General features: G+C 61.6%; 19 protein-coding genes and 1 pseudogene. 9 read left to right on the plus strand and 11 right to left on the minus strand.

All coding sequences use genetic code 11. From position 1 onward, the window contains the following. Positions 1 to 154: 154 nt before the first annotated feature. Together katG and B4920_RS18475 are read right to left on the minus strand one after the other, a co-directional pair. Positions 155 to 2,350 carry a catalase/peroxidase HPI gene (gene katG / locus B4920_RS18470; RefSeq protein WP_079436147.1) on the minus strand — a complete coding sequence of 732 codons (2,196 nt, stop codon included), beginning with the start codon at positions 2,348 to 2,350 and terminating at the stop codon, positions 155 to 157. A 158-nt stretch (positions 2,351 to 2,508) separates the two neighbouring features. Then, entirely contained in the window at positions 2,509 to 3,630 is a 1,122-nt protein-coding gene (locus B4920_RS18475) for an HD domain-containing phosphohydrolase (RefSeq protein ID WP_079436148.1), read from the minus strand. Between the two features lie 420 nt (positions 3,631 to 4,050). Here B4920_RS18475 and B4920_RS18480 point away from each other — a divergent pair, with 420 nt between their 5' ends. Then, positions 4,051 to 5,250 carry a two-component system response regulator gene (locus B4920_RS18480; RefSeq protein WP_254050990.1) on the plus strand — a complete coding sequence of 400 codons (1,200 nt, stop codon included), beginning with the start codon at positions 4,051 to 4,053 and terminating at the stop codon, positions 5,248 to 5,250. A 291-nt stretch (positions 5,251 to 5,541) separates the two neighbouring features. Then, positions 5,542 to 6,267 carry a cache domain-containing protein gene (locus tag B4920_RS18485; RefSeq protein WP_139379556.1) on the plus strand — a complete coding sequence of 242 codons (726 nt, stop codon included), beginning with the start codon at positions 5,542 to 5,544 and terminating at the stop codon, positions 6,265 to 6,267. A 277-nt stretch (positions 6,268 to 6,544) separates the two neighbouring features. Here B4920_RS18485 and B4920_RS18490 read toward each other — a convergent pair whose 3' ends face one another. Continuing rightward, complete coding sequence (locus tag B4920_RS18490; protein ID WP_079436153.1) at positions 6,545 to 6,778, minus strand: helix-turn-helix domain-containing protein; 234 nt, start codon at positions 6,776 to 6,778, stop codon at positions 6,545 to 6,547. Positions 6,779 to 6,929: 151 nt separating this feature from the next. Between B4920_RS18490 and B4920_RS18495 the strand changes: the two genes are divergently transcribed. Next, the gene (locus B4920_RS18495; RefSeq protein WP_079436154.1) at positions 6,930 to 7,379 is read left to right on the plus strand and encodes a hypothetical protein; all 450 of its coding nucleotides are present in this window, start codon (positions 6,930 to 6,932) and stop codon (positions 7,377 to 7,379) included. Positions 7,380 to 7,464: 85 nt separating this feature from the next. Here B4920_RS18495 and B4920_RS18500 read toward each other — a convergent pair whose 3' ends face one another. Next, positions 7,465 to 8,523 (minus strand): DNA-binding protein, encoded by a 1,059-nt coding sequence (locus B4920_RS18500; protein ID WP_079436155.1) that lies wholly within the window; start codon positions 8,521 to 8,523, stop codon positions 7,465 to 7,467. A 311-nt stretch (positions 8,524 to 8,834) separates the two neighbouring features. On the opposite strand from B4920_RS18500, the gene B4920_RS30530 reads away from it, so the two are divergent. Beyond that, positions 8,835 to 9,422: an antitoxin Xre/MbcA/ParS toxin-binding domain-containing protein gene (locus tag B4920_RS30530; protein ID WP_254050985.1), complete on the plus strand. Its 588-nt coding sequence runs from the start codon at positions 8,835 to 8,837 to the stop codon at positions 9,420 to 9,422. Between the two features lie 102 nt (positions 9,423 to 9,524). Here B4920_RS30530 and B4920_RS18510 read toward each other — a convergent pair whose 3' ends face one another. Next, on the minus strand, positions 9,525 to 12,491 hold the full coding sequence (locus B4920_RS18510; protein ID WP_003100881.1) for a Tn3-like element ISPa38 family transposase: 2,967 nt from the start codon (positions 12,489 to 12,491) through the stop codon (positions 9,525 to 9,527). Between the two features lie 202 nt (positions 12,492 to 12,693). Between B4920_RS18510 and B4920_RS18515 the strand changes: the two genes are divergently transcribed. The 4 genes and pseudogenes from B4920_RS18515 to B4920_RS18530 all read left to right on the plus strand — a co-directional run bounded on the left by B4920_RS18515 (position 12,694) and on the right by B4920_RS18530 (position 17,177). Further along, positions 12,694 to 14,376: a DDE-type integrase/transposase/recombinase gene (locus B4920_RS18515; protein ID WP_079436157.1), complete on the plus strand. Its 1,683-nt coding sequence runs from the start codon at positions 12,694 to 12,696 to the stop codon at positions 14,374 to 14,376. A gap of 2 nt (positions 14,377 to 14,378) precedes the next feature. Next, positions 14,379 to 15,287, plus strand: coding sequence for a TniB family NTP-binding protein (locus B4920_RS18520; protein WP_000393453.1), 909 nt, complete (start codon positions 14,379 to 14,381; stop codon positions 15,285 to 15,287). Then, a pseudogene (locus B4920_RS18525) lies at positions 15,284 to 16,502 on the plus strand (TniQ family protein). The gene B4920_RS18520 and the pseudogene B4920_RS18525 overlap by 4 nt, the downstream one beginning before the upstream one ends. A 60-nt stretch (positions 16,503 to 16,562) precedes the next feature. Beyond that, positions 16,563 to 17,177 (plus strand): recombinase family protein, encoded by a 615-nt coding sequence (locus tag B4920_RS18530; RefSeq protein WP_079436159.1) that lies wholly within the window; start codon positions 16,563 to 16,565, stop codon positions 17,175 to 17,177. Between the two features lie 52 nt (positions 17,178 to 17,229). Here B4920_RS18530 and merE read toward each other — a convergent pair whose 3' ends face one another. Genes merE through merT form a run of 6 tightly spaced genes read right to left on the minus strand, consistent with a single transcriptional unit; the run spans position 17,230 to position 20,377 of the window. Further along, positions 17,230 to 17,466: a broad-spectrum mercury transporter MerE gene (gene merE, locus B4920_RS18535; protein WP_001087809.1), complete on the minus strand. Its 237-nt coding sequence runs from the start codon at positions 17,464 to 17,466 to the stop codon at positions 17,230 to 17,232. Next, on the minus strand, positions 17,463 to 17,828 hold the full coding sequence (merD, locus tag B4920_RS18540; RefSeq protein ID WP_003465059.1) for a mercury resistance co-regulator MerD: 366 nt from the start codon (positions 17,826 to 17,828) through the stop codon (positions 17,463 to 17,465). The genes merE and merD overlap by 4 nt, the downstream gene beginning before the upstream one ends. Before the next feature lie 16 nt (positions 17,829 to 17,844). Beyond that, the gene (gene merA / locus B4920_RS18545; RefSeq protein ID WP_000136268.1) at positions 17,845 to 19,491 is read right to left on the minus strand and encodes a mercury(II) reductase; all 1,647 of its coding nucleotides are present in this window, start codon (positions 19,489 to 19,491) and stop codon (positions 17,845 to 17,847) included. Continuing rightward, a complete protein-coding gene (gene merF, locus B4920_RS18550) occupies positions 19,488 to 19,733 on the minus strand; it encodes a mercury resistance system transport protein MerF (RefSeq protein WP_000654684.1) in 246 nt (81 codons plus the stop codon). The genes merA and merF overlap by 4 nt, the downstream gene beginning before the upstream one ends. 2 nt (positions 19,734 to 19,735) lie before the next feature. After that, a complete protein-coding gene (merP, locus tag B4920_RS18555) occupies positions 19,736 to 20,011 on the minus strand; it encodes a mercury resistance system periplasmic binding protein MerP (protein WP_000735441.1) in 276 nt (91 codons plus the stop codon). Positions 20,012 to 20,026: 15 nt separating this feature from the next. Next, positions 20,027 to 20,377 carry a mercuric ion transporter MerT gene (gene merT, locus B4920_RS18560; RefSeq protein ID WP_001294667.1) on the minus strand — a complete coding sequence of 117 codons (351 nt, stop codon included), beginning with the start codon at positions 20,375 to 20,377 and terminating at the stop codon, positions 20,027 to 20,029. 71 nt (positions 20,378 to 20,448) lie between these two features. Here merT and merR point away from each other — a divergent pair, with 71 nt between their 5' ends. Beyond that, complete coding sequence (gene merR, locus B4920_RS18565) at positions 20,449 to 20,883, plus strand: Hg(II)-responsive transcriptional regulator (protein WP_000429838.1); 435 nt, start codon at positions 20,449 to 20,451, stop codon at positions 20,881 to 20,883. Positions 20,884 to 20,924 lie beyond the last annotated feature (41 nt).

Raw genomic sequence — 20,924 nt, forward strand, 5'->3', positions numbered from 1 at the left:
GGCCGAAGCGCGGTGAGCTAGGTTTTCCCGGCCCGTATCGACTGGGAATATGTGTCCACTGCCATACCGGTGAAGCGGGCCAGGTTGATGGAAAGCTGCAGCACCAATTGCGTTCAGGTGCATTCAGCCATCGGGCCAACCCGGGTGGTGAGGCTCAGGCCAGATCAAACCGGTCCAGATTCATCACCTTGTTCCATGCCGCCACGAAGTCACGTACGAATTTCTCCTGCGCATCGTTCTGGGCGTACACCTCGGCCAGGGCCCGCAACTGCGAGTTGGAACCGAAGACCAGATCAACCCGCGTACCGGTCCATTTGAGTTCGCCGGTCTTGCGATCATGGCCTTCGAAGATATCCGCTGTGTCCGACACCGGTTTCCATTCCGTACCCATGTCCACCAGGTTGACGAAGAAATCATTGCTCAACTGACCAACCCGGCGGGTGAATACGCCGTGCTTCGCTCCGCCGACGTTGGTACCCAGCACGCGCAGGCCGCCAACCAGCACCGTCATTTCCGGTGCGCTGAGTTTGAGAAGCTGGGCCTTGTCCACCAAAAGCGTCTCTGCCGGCACACTGAAAGCCTGCTTCTGATAGTTACGGAAACCGTCGGCTTGCGGCTCCAGCACGGCAAAGGATTCCGCGTCGGTCTGCTCCGCCAGCGCGTCGGCACGGCCGGGCGTGAAAGGCACGTCAACGGCATGTCCGGCAGCATTGGCGGCGTGCTCCACGGCGGCGCAGCCGCCCAGCACGATCAGGTCGGCGAGGGAAACCTTCTTGCCTCCACGCTGGGCGCCGTTGAAGGCTTGCTGGATTTCTTCCAGCGCACCAAGCACCCTGGCAAGCTTCGCCGGTTCGTTGGCCTCCCAGTCCTTCTGCGGAGCCAGGCGAATGCGGGCGCCGTTGGCACCTCCGCGCTTGTCGGAACCCCGGAAAGTGGACGCTGCGGCCCACGCGGTGGAGACGAGTTCCGAAACGGACAAGCCGGACGCGAGCACCTTCTCTTTCAGCGTCGCGATATCGGCGGCATCGATCGGCGGGTGAGCGACGGCGGGGATCGGGTCCTGCCAGATCAGATCCTCGGCCGGGACTTCGGGGCCGAGGTAGCGCACCTTCGGTCCCATGTCCCGGTGGGTGAGCTTGAACCAGGCACGCGCAAAGGCATCTGCAAAAGCCTGCGGGTCCTTGTGATAGCGGCGGGAGATCGGCTCATAGAGCGGGTCGAAGCGCAGGGACAGATCCGCAGTGGTCATCATCGGGCGATGCTTGATGGACGGATCGTGGGCATCCGGAATCAGGTCCTCGTCCTTGACGTCCTTGGCCAGCCATTGCCAGGCCCCAGCCGGGCTTTTCACGAGCTCCCACTCGTAGCCGAACAGCGTGTCGAAATAGCCGTTGTCCCAGGTAGTGGGATGGGGCTTCCAGGCCCCCTCGATGCCGCTGGTGGTGGTATGGATGCCCTTGCCGGAACCGAAGTCGTTCTTCCAGCCGAGGCCCATCTGCTGCAGCGGTGCGCCTTCCGGCTCGGGCCCCACGAGCTTCGGATCGCCCGCCCCATGCGCCTTGCCGAAAGTGTGGCCGCCCGCCACCAGCGCGACGGTTTCCTCGTCGTTCATCGCCATGCGGGCGAAGGTTTCGCGCACATCGCGGCCGGAGGCGACCGGATCCGGGTTGCCGTTGGGGCCTTCCGGGTTCACATAAATGAGGCCCATCTGCACGGCAGCCAGCGGATTGGCGAGGTCGCGCTCGCCGCTGTAGCGCCTGTCGCCCAGCCATTCGGTCTCCGGCCCCCAGTAGATGTCTTCCTCGGGCTGCCAGATATCCACGCGGCCGCCACCGAAGCCGAAGGTCTTGAAGCCCATGGACTCCAGCGCCACGTTGCCGGCCAGGATGATCAGATCGGCCCAGGACAGCGCATTGCCGTACTTCTGCTTGATCGGCCACAGCAGGCGGCGGGCCTTGTCCAGGTTGCCGTTGTCGGGCCAGCTATTGACCGGTGCGAAGCGCTGATTACCGGTGCCGCCACCACCACGGCCATCTGCCGTGCGGTACGTGCCGGCGCTGTGCCAGGCCATGCGGATGAACAGGCCGCCGTAGTGGCCCCAGTCCGCCGGCCACCAGTCCTGCGAGTCGGTCATCAGGGCGGTCAGGTCCTGTTTGACCGCGGCGAGATCGAGTTGCTTGAAGGCGTCCGCATAGTTGAAGCCCGGGTCCATCGGATTAGAGGCCGGCGCGTGCTGGTGCAGGATCGCCAGGTTGAGTTGCTGCGGCCACCAGTCCCGGTTGGAGCGTACCCCAGCTGTTGCAGGGGCGCCGTGCATACCGGCAAACGGGCACTTTTGCTGTTCGCTCATGAGTGTCTCCTTCTCGTTTTACAAACGGACAAGCTCTACCTGTAGGTCAGCTTAGCAGTCGCTCGCAACGATACCCATTTGCTTTGCCTGATCTCGACGATATACGGCAACTATCCTTGCCCGGAGAGTCCGTGCCCGGCCATTGCAGCGCCCGTATTTCAGCAGCAGACAGCACCGCTCTCCGGTTGGGCGCCCTCCCCGTCAGTATCCGCATAAGTGCGCTGGATTTCATCGATGCGGGGAAGACAGGTGAGGAAACTGCGTACCACCTCCGGGTCGAAGTGGGTCCCGCTGCTCGCCAAGATGTGCCCAATGGCTTCCTCCTTGGACCAGGCCGGCTTGTAGGGGCGCTTCGAGATGAGGGCGTCAAAAACGTCGCAGATTGCGGCAATCCGCCCCTCGAGCGGAATCTCGCTACCTCGCAGGCCGATGGGGTAACCCGAGCCATCCCACTTCTCGTGGTGCGTGAGCGCGATCCGCCTGGCCATCCCGATGACCTCGGCAGGGTGCTCCGGGATGATGTCCCCACCGATTTCCGGGTGCTGTCGCATTACAGAGAGTTCGTCGGCAGTCAAACGACCCGGCTTCAGCAGGATGCAGTCGGGCACGCCGATCTTGCCGACATCGTGGAGCGGGCTTGCCACCCGCAGCATCTCGGCCCATCGGGCGTCCTTTCCATACGAAAGGGCCACCGCCTCGCACATGCGGCTCATGCGGAGGATGTGTTCACCGGTCTCGTTGTCCCGATATTCCCCCGCGCGCGCCAGGCTCATGTTCAACTGGTGGGCCATTTCTTCCACGTGGGACAGCATGGTGTCGTAATAGACATAGGTCGCCAGCCCCATGTCCATGAACACCACATTGGTCACTGCATTCATGTAGCGCAGGCGGGTTTCCCGGCTGTCGGGTATGGCCTCCTGCACGATGCGGGTCAGCTCGTTCAGGACAATGGCGTACGCCCCCATGTAAAGCCTGAGATCGACCCCCAACTGGTGATGCGCCTTGCCTATGCGTCTGGCCGCCTCCAGGTAATGGTCGTCGAAATTGCCGGCAAACACGTGCTTCAGCCAGTGCTCCTTCTGGCTCCGCCGGGCCCGAGCGAGCGTGTCCTCGTCTCGAAATGCCTGCGCGGATGCCGTACAGGCACGCAGCCTCTCGTACAGCACGTCCAGAATTGAATCGATATGGGCCTCGATGAGCGGAAGAAATTCCCTTAGGGTGTCCGAAACATTCCCGTCAATAGAAAGGAATTCAAACCACTGATTCAACTTCATTTGCATCGGAAAACCCGCTCAGACCCTGTTATGAAAAGAGCGAAATAAAAGCAATGACTGCACTATTTCGCCGAACCTCGATTTTAAACGTCTGTAAAACGCCCCCCGGTTGATCGAAGTCAAACGGCACGGAGCCTGTTTTCCGGATCGATATCATGCCCCGTTAAATAGTTATCGCCGGCGCACGCTTCGCGAAGCCTTGCACCAATCGCGCATATTGATGCCTGCTGCGGCGCTCCAGGTGATCCGCATGACAAATGTGCCCGCCCGGAGGGTTTCAGGTCAACCGCTTCGAGACGGATATTTGAAACCTGCGAGCTATTTGTTTCATTTCAGGCCTGCTGTCACGGCAACTGTCTTTCCCCGGAACATACCTGCCATGGCACGACTTTCCGAGTCGCCGTGATACCCTCCCATTTGATCCAGGTGCAACAAACCACATACGCCCGGACCGCCGACCAGAAGACTGAATCAGGGCTTGAGGAGCCAGGAATCGCCATGGGTAAAAAGGTTCGTATCGCAGTTGTCGATGACAATGCTCCGCAACGGTTCATCCTGAGCAAACTGTTGGGCAATGACTACGACGTCGAGGCTTTCGAGAGTGGGGATGCTTTTCTGGCCAGCACCGAAGCCTTTGCCGTCGTGCTGCTCGATATCGGCATGCCCGGCCTCGACGGCTACGACACCTGTCGGGCCTTGCGCAAGCGGCCTGGCGGCAACGCGGTGTCAGTCGTCTTCGTCTCAGCCCACGATACGGCGGACGACAGGGTCGCAGCCTATGAGGCAGGCGGCGACGATTACGTACTGAAACCGGTGGCTGCCCATGAACTGCGCCACAAATTGAGCAGCATCGTCGCCCACCGGGAGGCGATTCATACCCTCGCCCATCAATCGAACAAAGCGCAGGTTCTGGTGCAGAAGGCCTTCAGCAAGGTCGGCGATCTGGGCATGGTGGTGGACGCCCTGCGCAAGCTCGCAGCCCAGGGTAGCCATGAGGCCGTTGCCGACCTGTTGGTCAGTATTCTGAAGGCTTGGGATCTGAACGGTGCGGTACGGGTGATCGGTGAGGGCGGCCCGCTGGATCGCACCACCGACGGCCCGCTTTCGCCACTGGCGGCCTCCGTGCTCGCCACCCGGCGTGACTCGGGACATCTTTTCGAATTCGGCAGCCGTGCACTTGTCACCTATCCGTACATCGCCATCCTCATCCACAACCTGCCGATCGACGAACCGGAACGGCGCGCCGGCCTGCGCGAGCATCTATCGACTCTGGCCGAATGTGCCGATCTGCGCATCCGTGATATCGCAGCCCTGAATGGCCAGCCCGCCCAGTCGAGCGACATCGGCCGCCAGCTGGCCGAACTGGGCCGCACGCTGGTACAGATCTCGGAACAAGGTCGCAACAATCTGTCCCAGGCCCAGCACCTGCTTGTCGAGCCGCTGGAAAACCTTGAGCGGGCCCTGGACAGCATGAGCCTGACGGATATTCAACGGGCCTATCTGGACGACTTGTTCAAAGGCGCCCTGGACGATCTGCATCGCTATTTCGACCGGGCCACCGACATCGACCTGGAGTTTCGGGAAATCGTGGGGCGGCTGTTGAAATTGGCCGCCAACGGGCACTGACCGAGAACTCGAATAGCGGCATCCCAGACAGGAAATACATCGCAACATCACGCCTCGCTCCGGGCGGGAAATTCGAATATGAAAAAAATGAATCTCCCCGTCCATTAGACGCAGGGAAAACCCGGAGCCCATACCTGGCATATCCGTCAATTGCCCAATTTGCAAGGGCAGGAATGGTCCACAGGCCTTTTCCGGCACGGAATGCCGGGAATCGTGTGCGCCATTGCACTACCTTCCTGCATTTATCGGGAATATGATGAGCAGAAAGGTTCATCGATCTTCCTCGAAGAAATGCAGGAGACTCGAATCAGTTCCATTTATTTCATTTCGAAAGACCCCAAGGGCGTCAGCACAATAGACAGACGCGATCTGCTGATCCAGTTCCTGTCCATTTTCCTGCCGGTAGCGCTGATCGTTACCGGAGGCGCCTGGCTGTTGGGACGCTCTTCGGAACAGGCTGCGATCACGCCGATTCTTGCCCATGAGCAGGAGCACATATCGGCGGCCCGTCGCCGCCTGGAGGAAGACCTCGCGCTTCCTCTGAACCATATTCACAGCCTGGTAACGGAAGCCCCCATCCGTAACGCTTACCTGTCTCCGTCCGGGGATACGCTGGCCGCCATGCAGGAGGCTTTCGTCACGCTGCTGTCCCGCAACCCGGGCTACAGCTCCGTTCGCTGGATCGATCAGGACGGCCAGGAACGGGTTCGCGTCGACTGGAACGGCATCAACGGCCGGCCCCTCCCGCGCGCCCAGCTCCAGAACAAGCGCGATCGCTACTTCTTCAAGGAGATCATGGAGATGCAGGGCAACCTGATCTACATCTCCCCCCTCGACCTGATGATGGAAGGCTCACGCATCGTGGAGCCCTACACGCCGACCCTCAGGGTCGGGCAACGGGTGTTTGACGAGCACGGCAAGGCGCGCGGCTTCCTGCTGATCAACCTGGCCGCACGCAACAACATCGACGCCTTCATCAAGAGCGCAGCACCCCTCGCATCCCGGCTGGGGGTATGACCGGGATGAAGGGAAAACATATACATATCCCCTGGAAGTCAATGTTTTAAAAGGATTAAAAAATAACCATTTTTGATTTATTCGGCATAGTTCACGAGGCCGCAGACTCACCCACCCACCTCACAAGCCTCACTTTGGCGGCGCGCACAACTCCTGCCAAGGCAGGATCACCGATCTCAGTAAGCTGATGGTCCGTCGTAACGGACTTTGCGATGCCCGCAATGCCTAGCAGTTGATGAATACGGGAACGAGGAAATGTGGTGCAGTGGCGGAAGGGTTACGCATCACTTGTTCGGCTCAAACTGACCGACAAGTCCACGCCCAGTACGACAGAAATCCGATGAAGAATCAGCAGCGATGGATTGGCGACCCCGCGCTCTAGTTGCGAGACGTAGGTTCGATCCACCTCGGCCTGCAAGGCCAGCGCCTCTTGAGATAGCCCAAGCCGCTTGCGAGATTGCTTGATCTCAGCGGCAAGGTCGGCACGAAGTTCGTCGAAAGATTTGACCACCGACGAACGATGCCGGTGGCGGGATTATCAATCCACGGAATATAATCTACACTCCATTCGATGGTTCCCCCTCGTTTGTTCCAATCCCCTCGCCCAGCCATTCGAGCCGTATAACCGGTGCGATGGCTCTTCGCTGCCATGAGAGAGTCTGATGTTTCTTACCGATAACGCCGCCCGTCATCCATTTGCCTCCCAGTTTTATGGTGATGGAATGAATGTCTGGAGAGCGGCCACTTTGGCTACGCTGGATGAATGGTTCTACTTGAATTGCTTGGTCAAATCTCCGGAAGGCGAATTCCCGGAGATCATCCTGATCTCCCATCCCTCGCACGATCTGCTGTCGTTTCTCGATCAACGAAAAGATGACGTCACGGTTATCGACGTCCAACTCGTCAGCCCGCCGCACTTGAATGGCACACGGCGCTGGAAGATGGAACCACTGGTTCGGATTTGGAGAGATCCGTCGAACTCCTGGTCTCACCGATACGAAGTCGCAAATGGAAACCGGTACTACTCCATCCAAAATGATCGGGATAACACCGAATTCGAGCTTTGTCGGGAATTCACTTTAAGTGATGCGGTCGAGTCTGCGCCTGCATAGATGGCCCGATCGGCTCGGACTCTGGAAGACGGCCAGTGAAATCTTCCAGGCCGGGTCGCATCTGCACTGATCCACTCACTTTGCGTCACGAGCCATGCGCTTGCGGCCCTTGCATTTTCTTGCGCCGCTCGGTGACCAGCTCGGCAACATCTCCCTGAATGCGCTCAATGATCGCCTCCAGGGCCGCTGCGGTAGCCTTGGAAGTTGCCAGATCCAGACTCATTTGCTGCAGACGCTCTTCCAGCGCAGTGCGACTGGCTTCGAGGCCCTGATTTCGTTCGACGAGCTCGCCGATGCGTGCTTCGCGCTCAAGAGCCTGCTGCTCGACCTCATGCAGGCGTTGCTGGGCAAAGATGAGTTCATCCCGCTCCTTCTTGAGCGACTGATTCTCTGCCTTTGCCTGACGCAAGCTGGTGCTGGATCCCGCCAATTCGCTCGCCAAGCGCGAGCATTCCTGGTGAGCGTGAATGAGCTCATGCTGCTTTTTGTTGCCGGCCTCCTGTTGGGCGCGAAGCTCTCCCTGCAGATAGGCCACCTGCTGTTCATGCTGGCGCAACTCCTGATCCCGCTGCTCTTTCACTGACTGCCTGAAATGCGCCAGGGCTTCACGGGAATTCTGGTGTTTTTCCTCCAGCGACTGCCGATGCTCTTCCTCGGCCGCCAGACGCTCTTGAAGATCCGCCACCTGTTGAACGAGCTGCGTGCGGATCAAGGTCTCATCGCGCAGCACCTTTTGCGTGTCCTTGTGTGCCTCCCGCTCACGCACAAGCGCGAGCTGACACGCCTCCAGTTGCTGGCGAAAGGACTCCGCCTCATCGGAGGCAGCCTTTGATTGCGCTTGGGCGTCTTGAAGGCGTTTGCTGTACCGTGTTTCTGCCTCGGACACTCTGGCATTTGCCTCTCCATGGAGGCGTTCAGCCAGTCGTCCCACCAGATCCAGCAAGGATTCGCTGACGGCCACCTTACTGCCCGTGACCGGACCTTCCTCCTCCTCGATCTCCTTCAGGTGGCGACTGATGGTGGTCCGCGACCCCGTATTTCCCAGCTCTACCCGAATGGCATCAATCGACGGGTGCTTGCCGAGGGCGATCAGCTTGTCCCGTGCTCGCACCACTTCGGATTTGTAGATGCCTGCCCTGGCCATGGTCTGCCTCTAATTTCGTACTGTATTACGTATCATGATAGTACATACTAAAAGTGGCGTCAGATTTTTCAAATTTCCTTGAAATCTAACATTCAATAATAGGGGGTTATTCAATGTTAAACCCCTTGGTGAGGCAAGCGGACACGCCTCTGGCGTACTGAGGGCTCTGGCCCTATGGACGCAGAGCGTTCATGCAGCATCTTCGTCACTGACTCTTTGGCTTTTTCGGCTGCAGGCAAGCGCAGCCTGGACGGACCCGGGGCGTTGCCTCATCGGAGCTATACTAAAAGCTCAAATGAGCGGGTTTAATCATGGAATTCAGTGTGAAGACACCACATCCCAAGAGGGTTCAGACAGCTCAAGCCAAGGCGCGCGCGACCTCTGGCGTCAAGGTGATCAGCCCCATAAAGAAGTCCCAAGGTAGGGTGATCAAGAAGCTTGCAGGCATCACTGATGCTCGCGTCGGCGTGCTCGCTTACGCTGAGAGTCTCTACCAAGCCTCCCCGGCCGAGCTTGTCGGCGCGATTCGGGGAAAGGTTCCGGCCACCCGCGTGGACCTGATCGTTGAAGTGACGTCCGTTCCGAAAGAGCGTCTTGTTCATATCCTTGACCTGCGGCGAGCCACCATTGCGCGGAAAATACGTGAAGGCGAGATGCTTTCGACCGATCAGTCAGAACGCGTACTGGGACTGGAGCGCTTGATCGGTCAAGTCGCTGTCATGGTCGGCGACTCTGGGGATTCAACAGGCTTTGATGCGGCCCGATGGGTCGGCGATTGGCTTGAACAGCCCATTCCTGCGCTGGGAGGGGCGAAGCCAGCGGACTACATGGACACGATAGAAGGACAAGAACTGGTTTCCCGCCTGCTTGTGCAGTCCCAAGCCGGGGTTTTTTCCTGATGCGCGCATGGCGGATTGCAACCTGCGCATCGTCCATGCCTTGCGTGCCTGGAAACGATGGTCCACCTAGGGGTCGTCTCAGAAAACGGAAAATAAAGCACGCTAAGCCGGTTGCAGCGGCCGTAGCGGCCTGAACTTGCCCGCGCCGATCTTGGCGCTGCTGCGCCAGAGGTAATCGCCGGTCAGGTTGATGTGCTCCCAGCCGAGCGGCGACAGGTACTGCAACAGGCCGTCATCGACGGCTTGACCGTGGCCACGCAAGGCGTTCGCGGCCCGCTCCAGATAGACCGTGTTCCATAGCACGATGGCCGCCGTCACCAGGTTGAGGCCGCTGGCCCGGTAGCGCTGCTGCTCGAAGCTGCGGTCGCGGATTTCCCCCAGGCGGTTGAAGAACACGGCGCGGGCCAGCGCGTTGCGCGCCTCGCCTTTGTTCAGCCCGGCATGCACGCGGCGGCGCAGCTCGACGCTTTGCAGCCAGTCCAGGATGAACAGTGTGCGCTCGATGCGTCCCAGCTCACGCAGGGCGACGGCCAGGCCGTTCTGGCGCGGGTAGCTGCCAAGCTTCCTGAGCATCAGCGAGGCCGTCGCCGTGCCCTGCTTGATCGAGGTGGCCATCCGCAGGATTTCATCCCAATGGGCGCGGACGTGCTTGATGTTGAGCGTGCCGCCGATCATCGGTTTCAACGCCTCGTAGGTGGCATCGCCCTTCGGGATGTAGAGCTTGGTGTCGCCCAGGTCACGAATGCGCGGGGCGAAGCGGAAGCCCAGCAGGTGCATCAACGCGAAGACGTGGTCCGTGAACCCTGCCGTGTCGGTGTAGTGCTCCTCGATCCGCAGGTCGGATTCGTGATACAGCAGGCCGTCGAGCACGTAGGTCGAGTCGCGCACGCCGACGTTCACGACCTTGGTGTGGAACGGCGCGTACTGGTCGGAGATATGGGTGTAGAACGTCCGCCCTGGGCTGCTGCCGTATTTCGGATTGATGTGGCCGGTGCTCTCGGCCTTGCTGCCGGTGCGGAAGTTCTGGCCGTCCGACGATGACGTGGTGCCGTCGCCCCAATGCTCGGCGAAGGGATGTCGGAACTGCGCGTTGACCAGCTCGGCCAGTGCCGCCCCGTAGGTTTCGTCGCGGATGTGCCAGGCTTGCAGCCAGGCCAGCTTGGCGTAGGTCGTGCCGGGGCACGATTCCGCCATCTTGGTCAGGCCCAGGTTGATCGCGTCGGCGAGGATCGTGGTCAGCAACAGGTTTTTGTCCTTGGCCAGGTCGCCTGACTTCAGGTGGGCGAAGTGCCGGGTGAAGCCCGTCCATTCGTCTACCTCCAGCAGCAATTCGGTGATCTTGACGTGCGGTAGGATCATCGCCGTCTGGTCGATCAGGGCCTGTGCGGTATCGGGCACCGCCGCATCGAGCGGCGTGATCTTCAGGCCCGACTCCGTGATGATGGCGTCCGGCAGCTCGTTGGCCAGCGCCATGCGGTTGACGGTGGCGAGCTGCGTTTCCAGCAGCGTCAGCCGGTCATGCAGGTACTGGTCGCAATCGGTGGCCACGGCCAGCGGCAATTCGCTGGCCTGCTTGAGGCTGGCGAATTTCGCGGGCGGCACCAGGTAGTCCTCGAAGTCCTTGAACTGGCGCGAGCCTTGCACCCAGATGTCGCCGGAGCGCAGCGCGTTCTTCAGCTCCGACAGCGCGCACAGTTCGTAGTAGCGCCGGTCGATGCCGGTGTCGGTCATCACCAGCTTCTGCCAGCGCGGCTTGATGAACTCGGTCGGCGCGTCGGTGGGCACCTTGCGGGCGTTGTCGCTGTTCATGCTGCGCAGCACCTCGATGGCGTCGAGTACGTCCTTGGCGGCGGGCGCGGCCCGCAACTTGAGCACGTCGAGAAATTCCGGCGCGTAGCGGCGCAGCGTGGCGTAGCTCTCGCCGATGCGGTGCAGGAAATCGAAGTCCTCGGGTTGCGCGAGCCGCTGCGCTTCGGTGACGCTCTCGGCGAAAGCATCCCAGGACATGACGGCCTCGATGGCGGCGAACGGATCGCGGCCCGCTTGCTTGGCCTCGATCAGCGCCTGGCCGATGCGCCCGAACAGCCGCACCTTGGCATTGATCGCCTTGCCGGATGCCTGGAACTGCTGCTGATGCTTGTTCTTGGCGGCATTGAACAGCTTGCCCAGGATGCGGTCATGCAGGTCGATGATTTCGTCGGTGACGGTGGCCATGCCCTCGATGGCGAGCGCCACCAGGGTCGCGTAACGCCGCTGCGGCTCGAACTTCGCCAGGTCGGCGGGCGTCATCTGGCCGCCCTCGCGGGCGATCTTGAGCAGCCGGTTCTGGTGAACCAGCCGCTCGATGCCGGAGGGCAGGTCGAGCGCCTGCCACGCCTTGAGGCGTTCGATGTGTTCCAGCATGTGCCGCGAGTTCGGTTTGACCGGGGATTGCCGCAGCCAGGCCAGCCACGTCGTCTTGCCGTTGTCGCGGCGCTTGAGCAGATCGTCGAGGCGACGGCGATGCACGTCCGTCAGCGGCTCAGCCAAGGCGTCGTAGAGACGCCGGTTGGCGCGGGTAATCGCTTCGGCGCTCGCCCGCTCGACGGCGTTGAGGGCGGGCACAATGACCGACTGCCGCCGCAGGTGCTCGATCAAGGCTCTGGCCAGCACGATGCCCTTGTCGGTTTGCATGGCCAGCTCGGTCAGCAACTGGACAGCCTGCCGGTAGTGGCCAATCGTGAACGGCTGGAAGCCGAACACCGTTTGCAGCTCGACCAGGTGCTCGCGTCGGGTCTGCTCACGCTGCCCGTACTCGTCCCAGCTTTCGATGCCGACCTTGAGCTGGTTGGCGACCAGTCTCAGCAATGGCGGGAACGGTGGCTCATCAGCGCCAAGGATGACGCCGGGAAAGCGCAGGTAGCAGAGCTGCACCGCGAAGCCCAGCCGATTGGCCGGGCCGCGCCGCTGCCGGATGATGGAGAGGTCGCTTTCGCTGAACGTGTAGTGACGGATCAACTCATCCTTGGTGTCCGGCAACGCCAGCAGGCTTTCGCGCTCGGCGGCGGAGAGGATCGAACGGCGGGGCATGCGGTTTCCTTCTTCTTGAAAACGTAGGTTTGTGACAAGCCCGCCAAGGCAACCGGCGCTGTCATTTTCAGAAGACGACTGCACCAATTGACGGGGCGTAACGCCAGATGTGCAGGCGACTCCTGACAACGCAATATCAGAAGTCATCTGCACCAATCTCGACTATGCTCAATACTCGTGTGCACCAAAGCGAGGTGTGAGCATGGCGTCAGACACATCATTGATTGCCGAGCAAGGCGTGGCCACCCTGCCCGATGCGGCTTGGGCGCAGGCCCGGCAACGGGCGGAAATCATCGGGCCGCTGGCAGCGCTTGATGTGGTCGGGCATGAAGCCGCCGATGCCGCTGCTCACGCGCTTGGCCTGTCCAGGCGGCAGGTGTATGTCCTAATCCGCCGTGCCCGGCAAGGTGCTGGGCTTGTGACGGACCTGGCTCGCAGCCGATCCGGCGGCGGAAAAGGCAAGGGACGCTTGCCGGAATCAGTTGAGCGCATCATCCGCGAGTTGCTGCAAAAGCGCTTCCTGACCAAGCAGAAGCGTAGCCTGGCAGCGTTCCACCGCGAGGTCGCGCAGGCTTGCAAAGCGCAAAAGCTGCGGGCGCCGGCGCGCAACACCGTGGCTCTGCGGATCGCCGGCCTCGATCCGCTCAAGGCCACTCGCCGCCGGGAAGGTCAGGATGCGTCCCGCAGCCTGCAAGGTGTCGGTGGTGAGCCTCCCGCCGTGACCGCGCCACTGGAACAAGTGCAGATTGATCGCACGGTCATCGACCTGATCGTGGTGGACGAGCGCGACCGGCAACCGATTGGCCGTCCGTATCTGACCATCGCCATCGACGTGTTTACCCGCTGCGTGCTCGGCATGGTCGTCACGCTGGAAGCGCCGTCATCTGTTTCGGTCGGCCTGTGCCTTGTGCATGTCGCCTGCGACAAGCGTCCCTGGCTGGAGGGTCTGAACATAGAAATGGAGTGGCCGATGAGCGGCAAGCCCAGGCTGCTCTACCTGGACAACGCGGCCGAGTTCAAGAGCGAAGCGCTACGCCGAGGCTGCGAGCAGCATGGCATCCGGCTTGACTATCGCCCGCTCGGGCAGCCGCACTACGGCGGCATCGTGGAACGGATCATCGGCACGGCGATGCAGATGATCCACGACGAATTGCCAGGGACGACCTTCTCCAACCCTGACCAGCGCGGCGACTACGATTCCGAAAACAAGGCCGCCCTGACGCTGCGTGAGCTGGAGCGCTGGCTCACATTGGCGGTCGGCACCTACCACGGCTCCGTGCACAACGGCCTGCTCCAGCCGCCGGCAGCGCGCTGGGCCGAAGCTATCGCGCGGACCGGCGTGCCAACCGTCATCACTCGCACCACGGCTTTTCTGGTCGATTTTCTGCCCATCATCCGCCGCACGCTGACCCGCACCGGCTTCGTCATCGACCACATCCATTACTACGCCGATGCGCTCAAGCCGTGGATAGCTCGGCGCGACCGCTTGCCTGCGTTCCTGATCCGGCGCGACCCGCGCGACATCAGCCGCATTTGGGTGCTGGAGCCGGAGGGGCAGCACTATCTGGAAATTCCATACCGCACCTTGTCGCACCCGGCTGTCACCCTCTGGGAACAACGACAGGCGCTGGCGAAATTGCGGCAGCAAGGGCGCGAACAGGTGGATGAGTCGGCGCTGTTTCGCATGATCGGCCAGATGCGCGAAATCGTGTCCACCGCGCAGAAAGCTACGCGCAAGGCGCGGCGCGACGCGGATCGACGCCAGCATCTCAAGGCAACGGCAGTTCTTTTCAAAACCACGCCACCACCGGACGCGGACATGGCTGACCCGCAGGCAGACAACCAGCCACCTGCCAAACCGTTCGACCAGATTGAGGAGTGGTAGCCGTGGAAGAATATCCCATCATCGACTTGTCCCACCTGATGCCGGTGGCCCAGGGCTTGGCCCGTCTTCCGGCGGACGAACGCATCCATCGCCTTCGCGCTGACCGCTGGATCGGCTATCCGCGAGCAGTCGAGGCGCTGAATCGGCTGGAAGCCCTGTATGCGTGGCCGAACAAACAACGCATGCCCAACCTGCTGTTGGTCGGTCCAACCAACAACGGCAAGTCGATGATCGTCGAGAAATTCCGCCGCACCCACCCGGCCAGCTCCGACGCCGACCAGGAGCACATTCCGGTACTGGTCGTGCAGATGCCATCCGAACCGTCGGTAATCCGCTTCTACGTCGCGCTACTTGCCGCGATGGGCGCGCCATTGCGCCCGCGCCCACGGCTGCCGGAAATGGAGCAATTGGCGCTGGCACTGCTACGCAAGGTCGGCGTGCGCATGCTGGTGATCGACGAATTGCACAACGTCCTGGCCGGCAACAGCGTCAACCGCCGGGAATTCCTCAACCTGCTGCGTTTCCTCGGCAACGAGCTGCGCATCCCGCTGGTCGGGGTCGGCACACGCGATGCCTACTTGGCGATCCGCTCGGACGACCAGTTGGAAAACCGCTTCGAGCCGATGATGCTGCCGGTGTGGGAGGCCAACGACGATTGCTGCTCACTGCTGGCCAGCTTCGCGGCTTCGCTCCCGCTGCGGCGACCCTCGTCGATTGCCACGCTGGATATGGCCCGCTACCTGCTCACGCGCAGCGAGGGCACCATCGGCGAGCTGGCGCACCTGTTGATGGCGGCGGCCGTCGCTGCCGTGGAGAGCGGTGAGGAAGCGATCAACCATCGCACGCTCAGCATGGCCGATTACACCGGTCCCAGCGAGCGGCGGCGGCAATTCGAGCGGGAACTGATGTGAAGCCAGCGCCACACTGGCCACTGCATCCGGCTCCCAGGGAAGGCGAAGCCTTGTCTTCGTGGCTCAACCGCGTGGCCCTTTGCTATCACATGGAGGTGTCCGAGCTGCTGGAGCACGATCTTGGTCACGGCCAGGTTGATGACCTGGACACCGCGCCACCACTGGCGCTGCTGGCGATGCTCTCCCAGCGGAGCGGCATCGAGCCGGACCGGCTGCGTTGCATGAGTTTCGCCGGCTGGGTGCCTTGGCTACTGGACAGCCTTGATGATCAGATTCCAGACGCATTGGAAACCTATGCGTTCCAGCTCTCGGTGCTGCTGCCGAAACTCCGCCGTAGGACGCGATCCATCACGAGCTGGCGTGCCTGGCTGCCCAGCCAGCCGATACATCGCGCCTGCCCGCTCTGTCTGAACGACCCGGCAAACCAAGCCGTACTGCTTGCATGGAAGCTGCCCCTGATGCTGAGCTGCCCGCTGCATGGCTGCTGGCTGGAATCCTATTGGGGCGTGCCTGGGCGGTTTCTCGGCTGGGAGAACGCCGACACTGCGCCGCGCACCGCCAGCGACGCGATTGCGGTGATGGACCGGCGCACCTGGCAGGCACTGACGACCGGCCATGTGGAGCTGCCGCGCCGACGCATCCACGCTGGATTGTGGTTTCGGCTACTACGCACGCTGCTCGATGAGCTGAACACCCCGCTTTCGACGTGCGGAACCTGCGCGGGGTATCTCCGCCAAGTCTGGGAAGGCTGCGGGCATCCGCTGCGTGCTGGGCAAAGTCTGTGGCGACCGTATGAAACCCTGAACCCGGCAGTACGGTTGCAGATGCTGGAGGCGGCGGCAACGGCAATCAGCTTGATTGAGGTGAGGGATATAAGCCCGCCGGGCGAGCATGCAAAGCTGTTCTGGTCCGAACCCCAAACCGGTTTCACCAGTGGCCTGTCGGCGAAAACGCCGAAGCCCGAACCCGTCGATCACTGGCAACGGGCAATCCAGGCCATCGATGAGGCCATCATTGAAGCGCGGCACGACCCCGAGACGGCACGCTCGCTGTTCGCGTTGGCTTCCTATGGTCGGCGCGACCCCGCTTCCCTGGAACAGTTGCGCGCCACCTTCGCAAAGGAAGGCATCCCCCCCGGAATTCCTGTCACATTACGTGCCTGATGGACCCTTTGCATGTCTTAGACAGAATGACGGGTTAAGTGACAAATTTTGACGACCAGAACTTTCCGGTGCACACTGTCACATAATCGAACGTATATGTGACAGGTGCAAGATGCTGATTGGCTACATGCGGGTATCGAAAGCAGACGGCTCACAGGCCACCGACTTGCAGCGTGATGCACTGATCGCTGCCGGCGTCGATCCGGCCCATCTCTACGAGGATCAAGCGTCGGGCAAACGCGAGGATCGTCCCGGCCTGTTGAGCTGCCTGAAGGCGCTACGACCGGGGGATACGTTGATGGTGTGGAAACTTGACCGGCTCGGGCGCGATCTGCGGCATCTCATCAACACCGTGCATGACCTGACCGGGCGAGGCATCGGTCTGAAAGTGTTGACTGGGCACGGTGCAGCCATTGACACCACGACGGCCGCCGGCAAGTTGGTCTTCGGCATCTTCGCCGCCCTGGCCGAGTTCGAGCGCGAGTTGATCGCGGAGCGCACGATTGCCGGCCTAGCCTCGGCCCGCGCGCGCGGGCGGAAAGGCGGCCGGCCGTTCAAGATGACCGCCGCCAAGCTGCGGCTGGCGATGGCGGCAATGGGTCAGCCAGAGACCAAGGTCGGCGACCTGTGCCAGGAACTTGGCGTCACGCGGCAGACCCTGTATCGGCATGTTTCACCCAAGGGTGAGCTACGTCCAGATGGCGAGAAGCTACTCAGCCGAATTTGATGCCGGCATGAGGCAACGTAGCGACAGCGTGGTTTGTCTCAATGGGAAGCGCTCATGATCGATCTTTGAAGGCCCGCAGCAGTCGTGTCACAGACAGGACGAACAAACCGGTCAGCGTGAGGGCTGCGATACCCCAGTACTCTCCGATGAACGCGCCGGCCGTCGTGCCGGCCAGCACAATGGCGAGAATCGGCAAATGGCAGGGACAGGTGAGCACGGCCAGCGCGCCCCACAGGTAGCCGGTGATCGGTTTGTGCGTCTCGGACGGCAAGCGCTCGGGGCTGTTCATGGCAGACTCTCCGCGTGCTGTGCCGGCTCGGTCGGCATGGTGGCCAACTGCACCTCCAGATCGGCCAACGCTTCGCGCCGACGCTCGACGAACTGGCGCAGAACGGCAAGCTGCGCGGCCGCTTCATCGCCGTCCGCAGCATCCAGCGCCCGGCACAGCCGCGCCAGCGCGTCCAGGCCGATGCCCGCCTCGAAGGCCGCCCGCACGAAGCACAGCCGTTGCAAGGCGGCATCATCGAACAGGCCATAGCCGCCCGGGGTGCACGCCACCGGACGCAGCAATCCGCGCAGCAGGTAGTCGCGCACGATATGCACGCTCACCCCGGCATCAAGGGCCAGCCGGGACACGGTGTAGGCGCTCATTGAAAACCTCCTTTTTTTATCCAGCGCAGCAGGAAAGCTGCTTCACATCCTTGTTGAAGGTCTGCGCCGCAAGCTTCAACCCCTCGACCATTGTCAGGTAGGGGAACAACTGGTCGGCCAGTTCCTGCACCGTCATGCGGTTGCGGATGGCGAGCACCGCCGTCTGGATCAGTTCGCCCGCTTCCGGGGCCACCGCCTGCACGCCGATGAGCCGTCCGCTACCTTCCTCGATGACCAGCTTGATGAAGCCGCGTGTGTCGAAGTTGGCAAGCGCTCGCGGAACGTTGTCGAGTGTCAGCGTGCGACTGTCGGTCTCGATGCCATCGTGGTGCGCTTCCGCCTCGCTGTAGCCCACGGTGGCGACTTGCGGGTCGGTGAACACCACTGCCGGCATCGCGGTCAGATTGAGGGCTGCGTCGCCGCCGGTCATGTTGATCGCGGCACGGGTGCCGGCGGCCGCTGCCACGTAGACGAACTGCGGCTGGTCGGTGCAGTCGCCGGCCGCGTAGATGTTCGGGTTGCTCGTGCGCATGCCTTGGTCGATAACGATGGCCCCTTGCGCATTGACAGTGACCCCCGCCGCGTCCAGCGCGAGGCTGCGCGTATTCGGTGCCCGACCGGTGGCAACCAGCAACTTGTCAGCGCGCAATTCACCGTGTCCGGTGGTCAGCACGAATTCGCCGTTCACATGGGCGACCTGGCTGGCTTGCGTGTGCTCCAGCACCTCGATGCCCTCGGCGCGGAAAGCGGCTGTCACGGCCTCGCCGATGGCCGGGTCTTCCCGGAAGAACAAGGTGCTGCGTGCCAGGATCGTGACCTGGCTGCCGAGCCGGGCAAAGGCTTGCGCCAGTTCCAACGCCACCACCGACGAACCGATCACGGCCAGGCGTGCGGGAATGGTGTCGCTGACAAGCGCTTCGGTGGAAGTCCAGTAGGGTGACTCTTTCAGGCCCGGAATCGGCGGCACGGCCGGACTGGCACCGGTGGCGACCAGGCAGCGGTCGAACGTTACCTCGCGCTCGCCACCCTCGTTCAAACGGACGACCAGGCTCTGGTCGTCCTTGAAACGCGCTTCACCGTGCAAAACGGTGATGGCTGGATTGCCGTCCAGGATGCCTTCGTATTTGGCGTGCCGCAGTTCATCGACACGGGCCTGCTGCTGGGCCAGCAGTTTGCTGCGGTCAATCGCAGGCACAGTTGCCGCAATACCGCCGTCGAACGGACTTTCCCGGCGCAGATGGGCAATATGGGCAGCGCGGATCATGATCTTGGACGGCACACAGCCGATATTGACGCAGGTGCCGCCGATGGTGCCGCGTTCGATCAGCGTGACCGTCGCGCCTTGCTCGACGGCCTTCAGCGCCGCCGCCATCGCGGCCCCGCCGCTGCCAATGATGGCGATATGCAAACCGGCGCCCTCAAGTGCATCACGGATTTTTGGTTCATCTTTGAAATCACCAACCCGGATCGAGCCTTGATAACCCAATGCGGCGATGGCGGCCAGCAGTTGGTTGTGGCTCACGGCGGTGTCTGCCATGACTTGCGCGCGGCTTTCTGGATAGGACACCACAGCGGCATTCACGCCGGGAATCTTTTCCAAAGCATCTTTGACATGGGTGGCGCAGGATGTGCAGGTCATGCCATTCACGGTGATTTCGGTCATTTTTTTACTCCATTGAATTTCGGGGTGCAGCAGGCATCGGCTTGGCGTTTTCGTTGGATGGCGTAGATGGTCAAGCCGATGAAAATCGCCAGCGCAGGCAGCAGCACATAGTCCAGATAGCCGGTCAGCGCGGACAAGCCGACCACACCGAGCAAAATGACCAGAACAGGGGTGAAGCAACACAGCGCCACGAGGGTTGTGCCAATGATGCTGACCCGCAGCAGTGTCTTCGGGTCTTTCATGATCAGTTCTTGACTGATGATGGGTAGCCCGCATCCTCGGTAGCCTTGGTCAGTTTCTGCACGCTGGTCTTGGCATCATCGAAGGTGACCACCGCTTCGCGCGTCTCGAAGGTCACGTCAACTTTACTGACGCCATCGACCTTGGAAATCGCCTTCTTGACAGTGATCGGACAGGCCGAGCAGGTCATGCCCGGTACGGACAGCGTAACGGTCTGGGTGGCGGCCCACACGGGGGCAACAACGGCAGCGAGGGCAAGGGCGGAAAGCAGCTTTTTCATGGTGAACTCCTGTGATCAATAGAAAAATGGCACGACGTAGGGAAATCCGAGCGCGACCAAAACCAGCACGGCCACGCCCCAGAAAATGAGCTTGTAAGTAGCTCGCACTTGGGGAATCGCGCAAACCTCACCCGGTTTGCAGGCGGCTGACGGCCGGTAGATGCGCCGCCAGGCGAAGAACAACGCCACCAGCGCCACGCCGATAAAGATGGGGCGATAGGGTTCCAACACCGTCAAGTTGCCGATCCAAGCGCCGCTGAACCCCAAGGCGATCAGAACCAGCGGCCCGAGGCAGCAAGCCGAGGCGAGGATGGCGGCCAGCCCGCCAGTGAAGAGCGCGCCGCGCCCGTTTTGAGGTTCAGACATACGTTTGTCCTTTCGAATCTGAATTGGATAGCTTAAGCTTACTTCCGTAGTTATGTACGGAGTCAAGCGATATGGAAAACAATTTGGAGAACCTGACCATTGGCGTTTTCGCCAGGACGGCCGGGGTCAATGTGGAGACCATCCGGTTCTATCAGCGCAAGGGCTTGCTCCCGGAACCGGACAAGCCTTACGGCAGCATTCGCCGCTATGGCGAGACGGATGTAACGCGGGTGCGCTTCGTGAAATCAGCCCAGCGGTTGGGCTTCAGCCTGGATGAGATCGCCGAGCTGCTGCGGCTGGAGGATGGCACCCATTGCGAGGAAGCCAGCAGCCTGGCCGAGCACAAGCTCAAGGACGTGCGCGAGAGGATGGCTGACCTGGCGCGCATGGAGGCCGTGCTGTCTGATTTGGTGTGCGCCTGCCATGCGCGGAAGGGGAACGTTTCCTGCCCGCTGATTGCGTCACTGCAAGGGAAGAAAGAACCGCGCAGTGCGGACGCGGTGTAGCCCGAGGGAACTACGCCTTAGCGTGCTTTATTTTCCGTTTT

The sequence above is a fragment of the Zoogloea sp. LCSB751 genome, assembly GCF_002028455.1.
Lineage (GTDB): Bacteria > Pseudomonadota > Gammaproteobacteria > Burkholderiales > Rhodocyclaceae > Zoogloea.

Bases quoted from the DNA above. Each gene is read 5' to 3' on its own strand.
- katG (WP_079436147.1), bottom strand. From the start codon at position 2,350: ATGAGCGAACAGCAAAAGTGCCCGTTTGCCGGTATGCACGGCGCCCCT.
- B4920_RS18475 (WP_079436148.1), bottom strand. From the start codon at position 3,630: ATGCAAATGAAGTTGAATCAGTGGTTTGAATTCCTTTCTATTGACGGG.
- B4920_RS18485 (WP_139379556.1), top strand. From the start codon at position 5,542: ATGCAGGAGACTCGAATCAGTTCCATTTATTTCATTTCGAAAGACCCC.
- B4920_RS18495 (WP_079436154.1), top strand. From the start codon at position 6,930: ATGTTTCTTACCGATAACGCCGCCCGTCATCCATTTGCCTCCCAGTTT.
- B4920_RS18500 (WP_079436155.1), bottom strand. From the start codon at position 8,523: ATGGCCAGGGCAGGCATCTACAAATCCGAAGTGGTGCGAGCACGGGAC.
- B4920_RS30530 (WP_254050985.1), top strand. From the start codon at position 8,835: ATGGAATTCAGTGTGAAGACACCACATCCCAAGAGGGTTCAGACAGCT.
- B4920_RS18510 (WP_003100881.1), bottom strand. From the start codon at position 12,491: ATGCCCCGCCGTTCGATCCTCTCCGCCGCCGAGCGCGAAAGCCTGCTG.
- B4920_RS18515 (WP_079436157.1), top strand. From the start codon at position 12,694: ATGGCGTCAGACACATCATTGATTGCCGAGCAAGGCGTGGCCACCCTG.
- B4920_RS18530 (WP_079436159.1), top strand. From the start codon at position 16,563: ATGCTGATTGGCTACATGCGGGTATCGAAAGCAGACGGCTCACAGGCC.
- merE (WP_001087809.1), bottom strand. From the start codon at position 17,466: ATGAACAGCCCCGAGCGCTTGCCGTCCGAGACGCACAAACCGATCACC.
- merD (WP_003465059.1), bottom strand. From the start codon at position 17,828: ATGAGCGCCTACACCGTGTCCCGGCTGGCCCTTGATGCCGGGGTGAGC.
- merA (WP_000136268.1), bottom strand. From the start codon at position 19,491: ATGACCGAAATCACCGTGAATGGCATGACCTGCACATCCTGCGCCACC.
- merF (WP_000654684.1), bottom strand. From the start codon at position 19,733: ATGAAAGACCCGAAGACACTGCTGCGGGTCAGCATCATTGGCACAACC.
- merP (WP_000735441.1), bottom strand. From the start codon at position 20,011: ATGAAAAAGCTGCTTTCCGCCCTTGCCCTCGCTGCCGTTGTTGCCCCC.
- merT (WP_001294667.1), bottom strand. From the start codon at position 20,377: ATGTCTGAACCTCAAAACGGGCGCGGCGCGCTCTTCACTGGCGGGCTG.
- merR (WP_000429838.1), top strand. From the start codon at position 20,449: ATGGAAAACAATTTGGAGAACCTGACCATTGGCGTTTTCGCCAGGACG.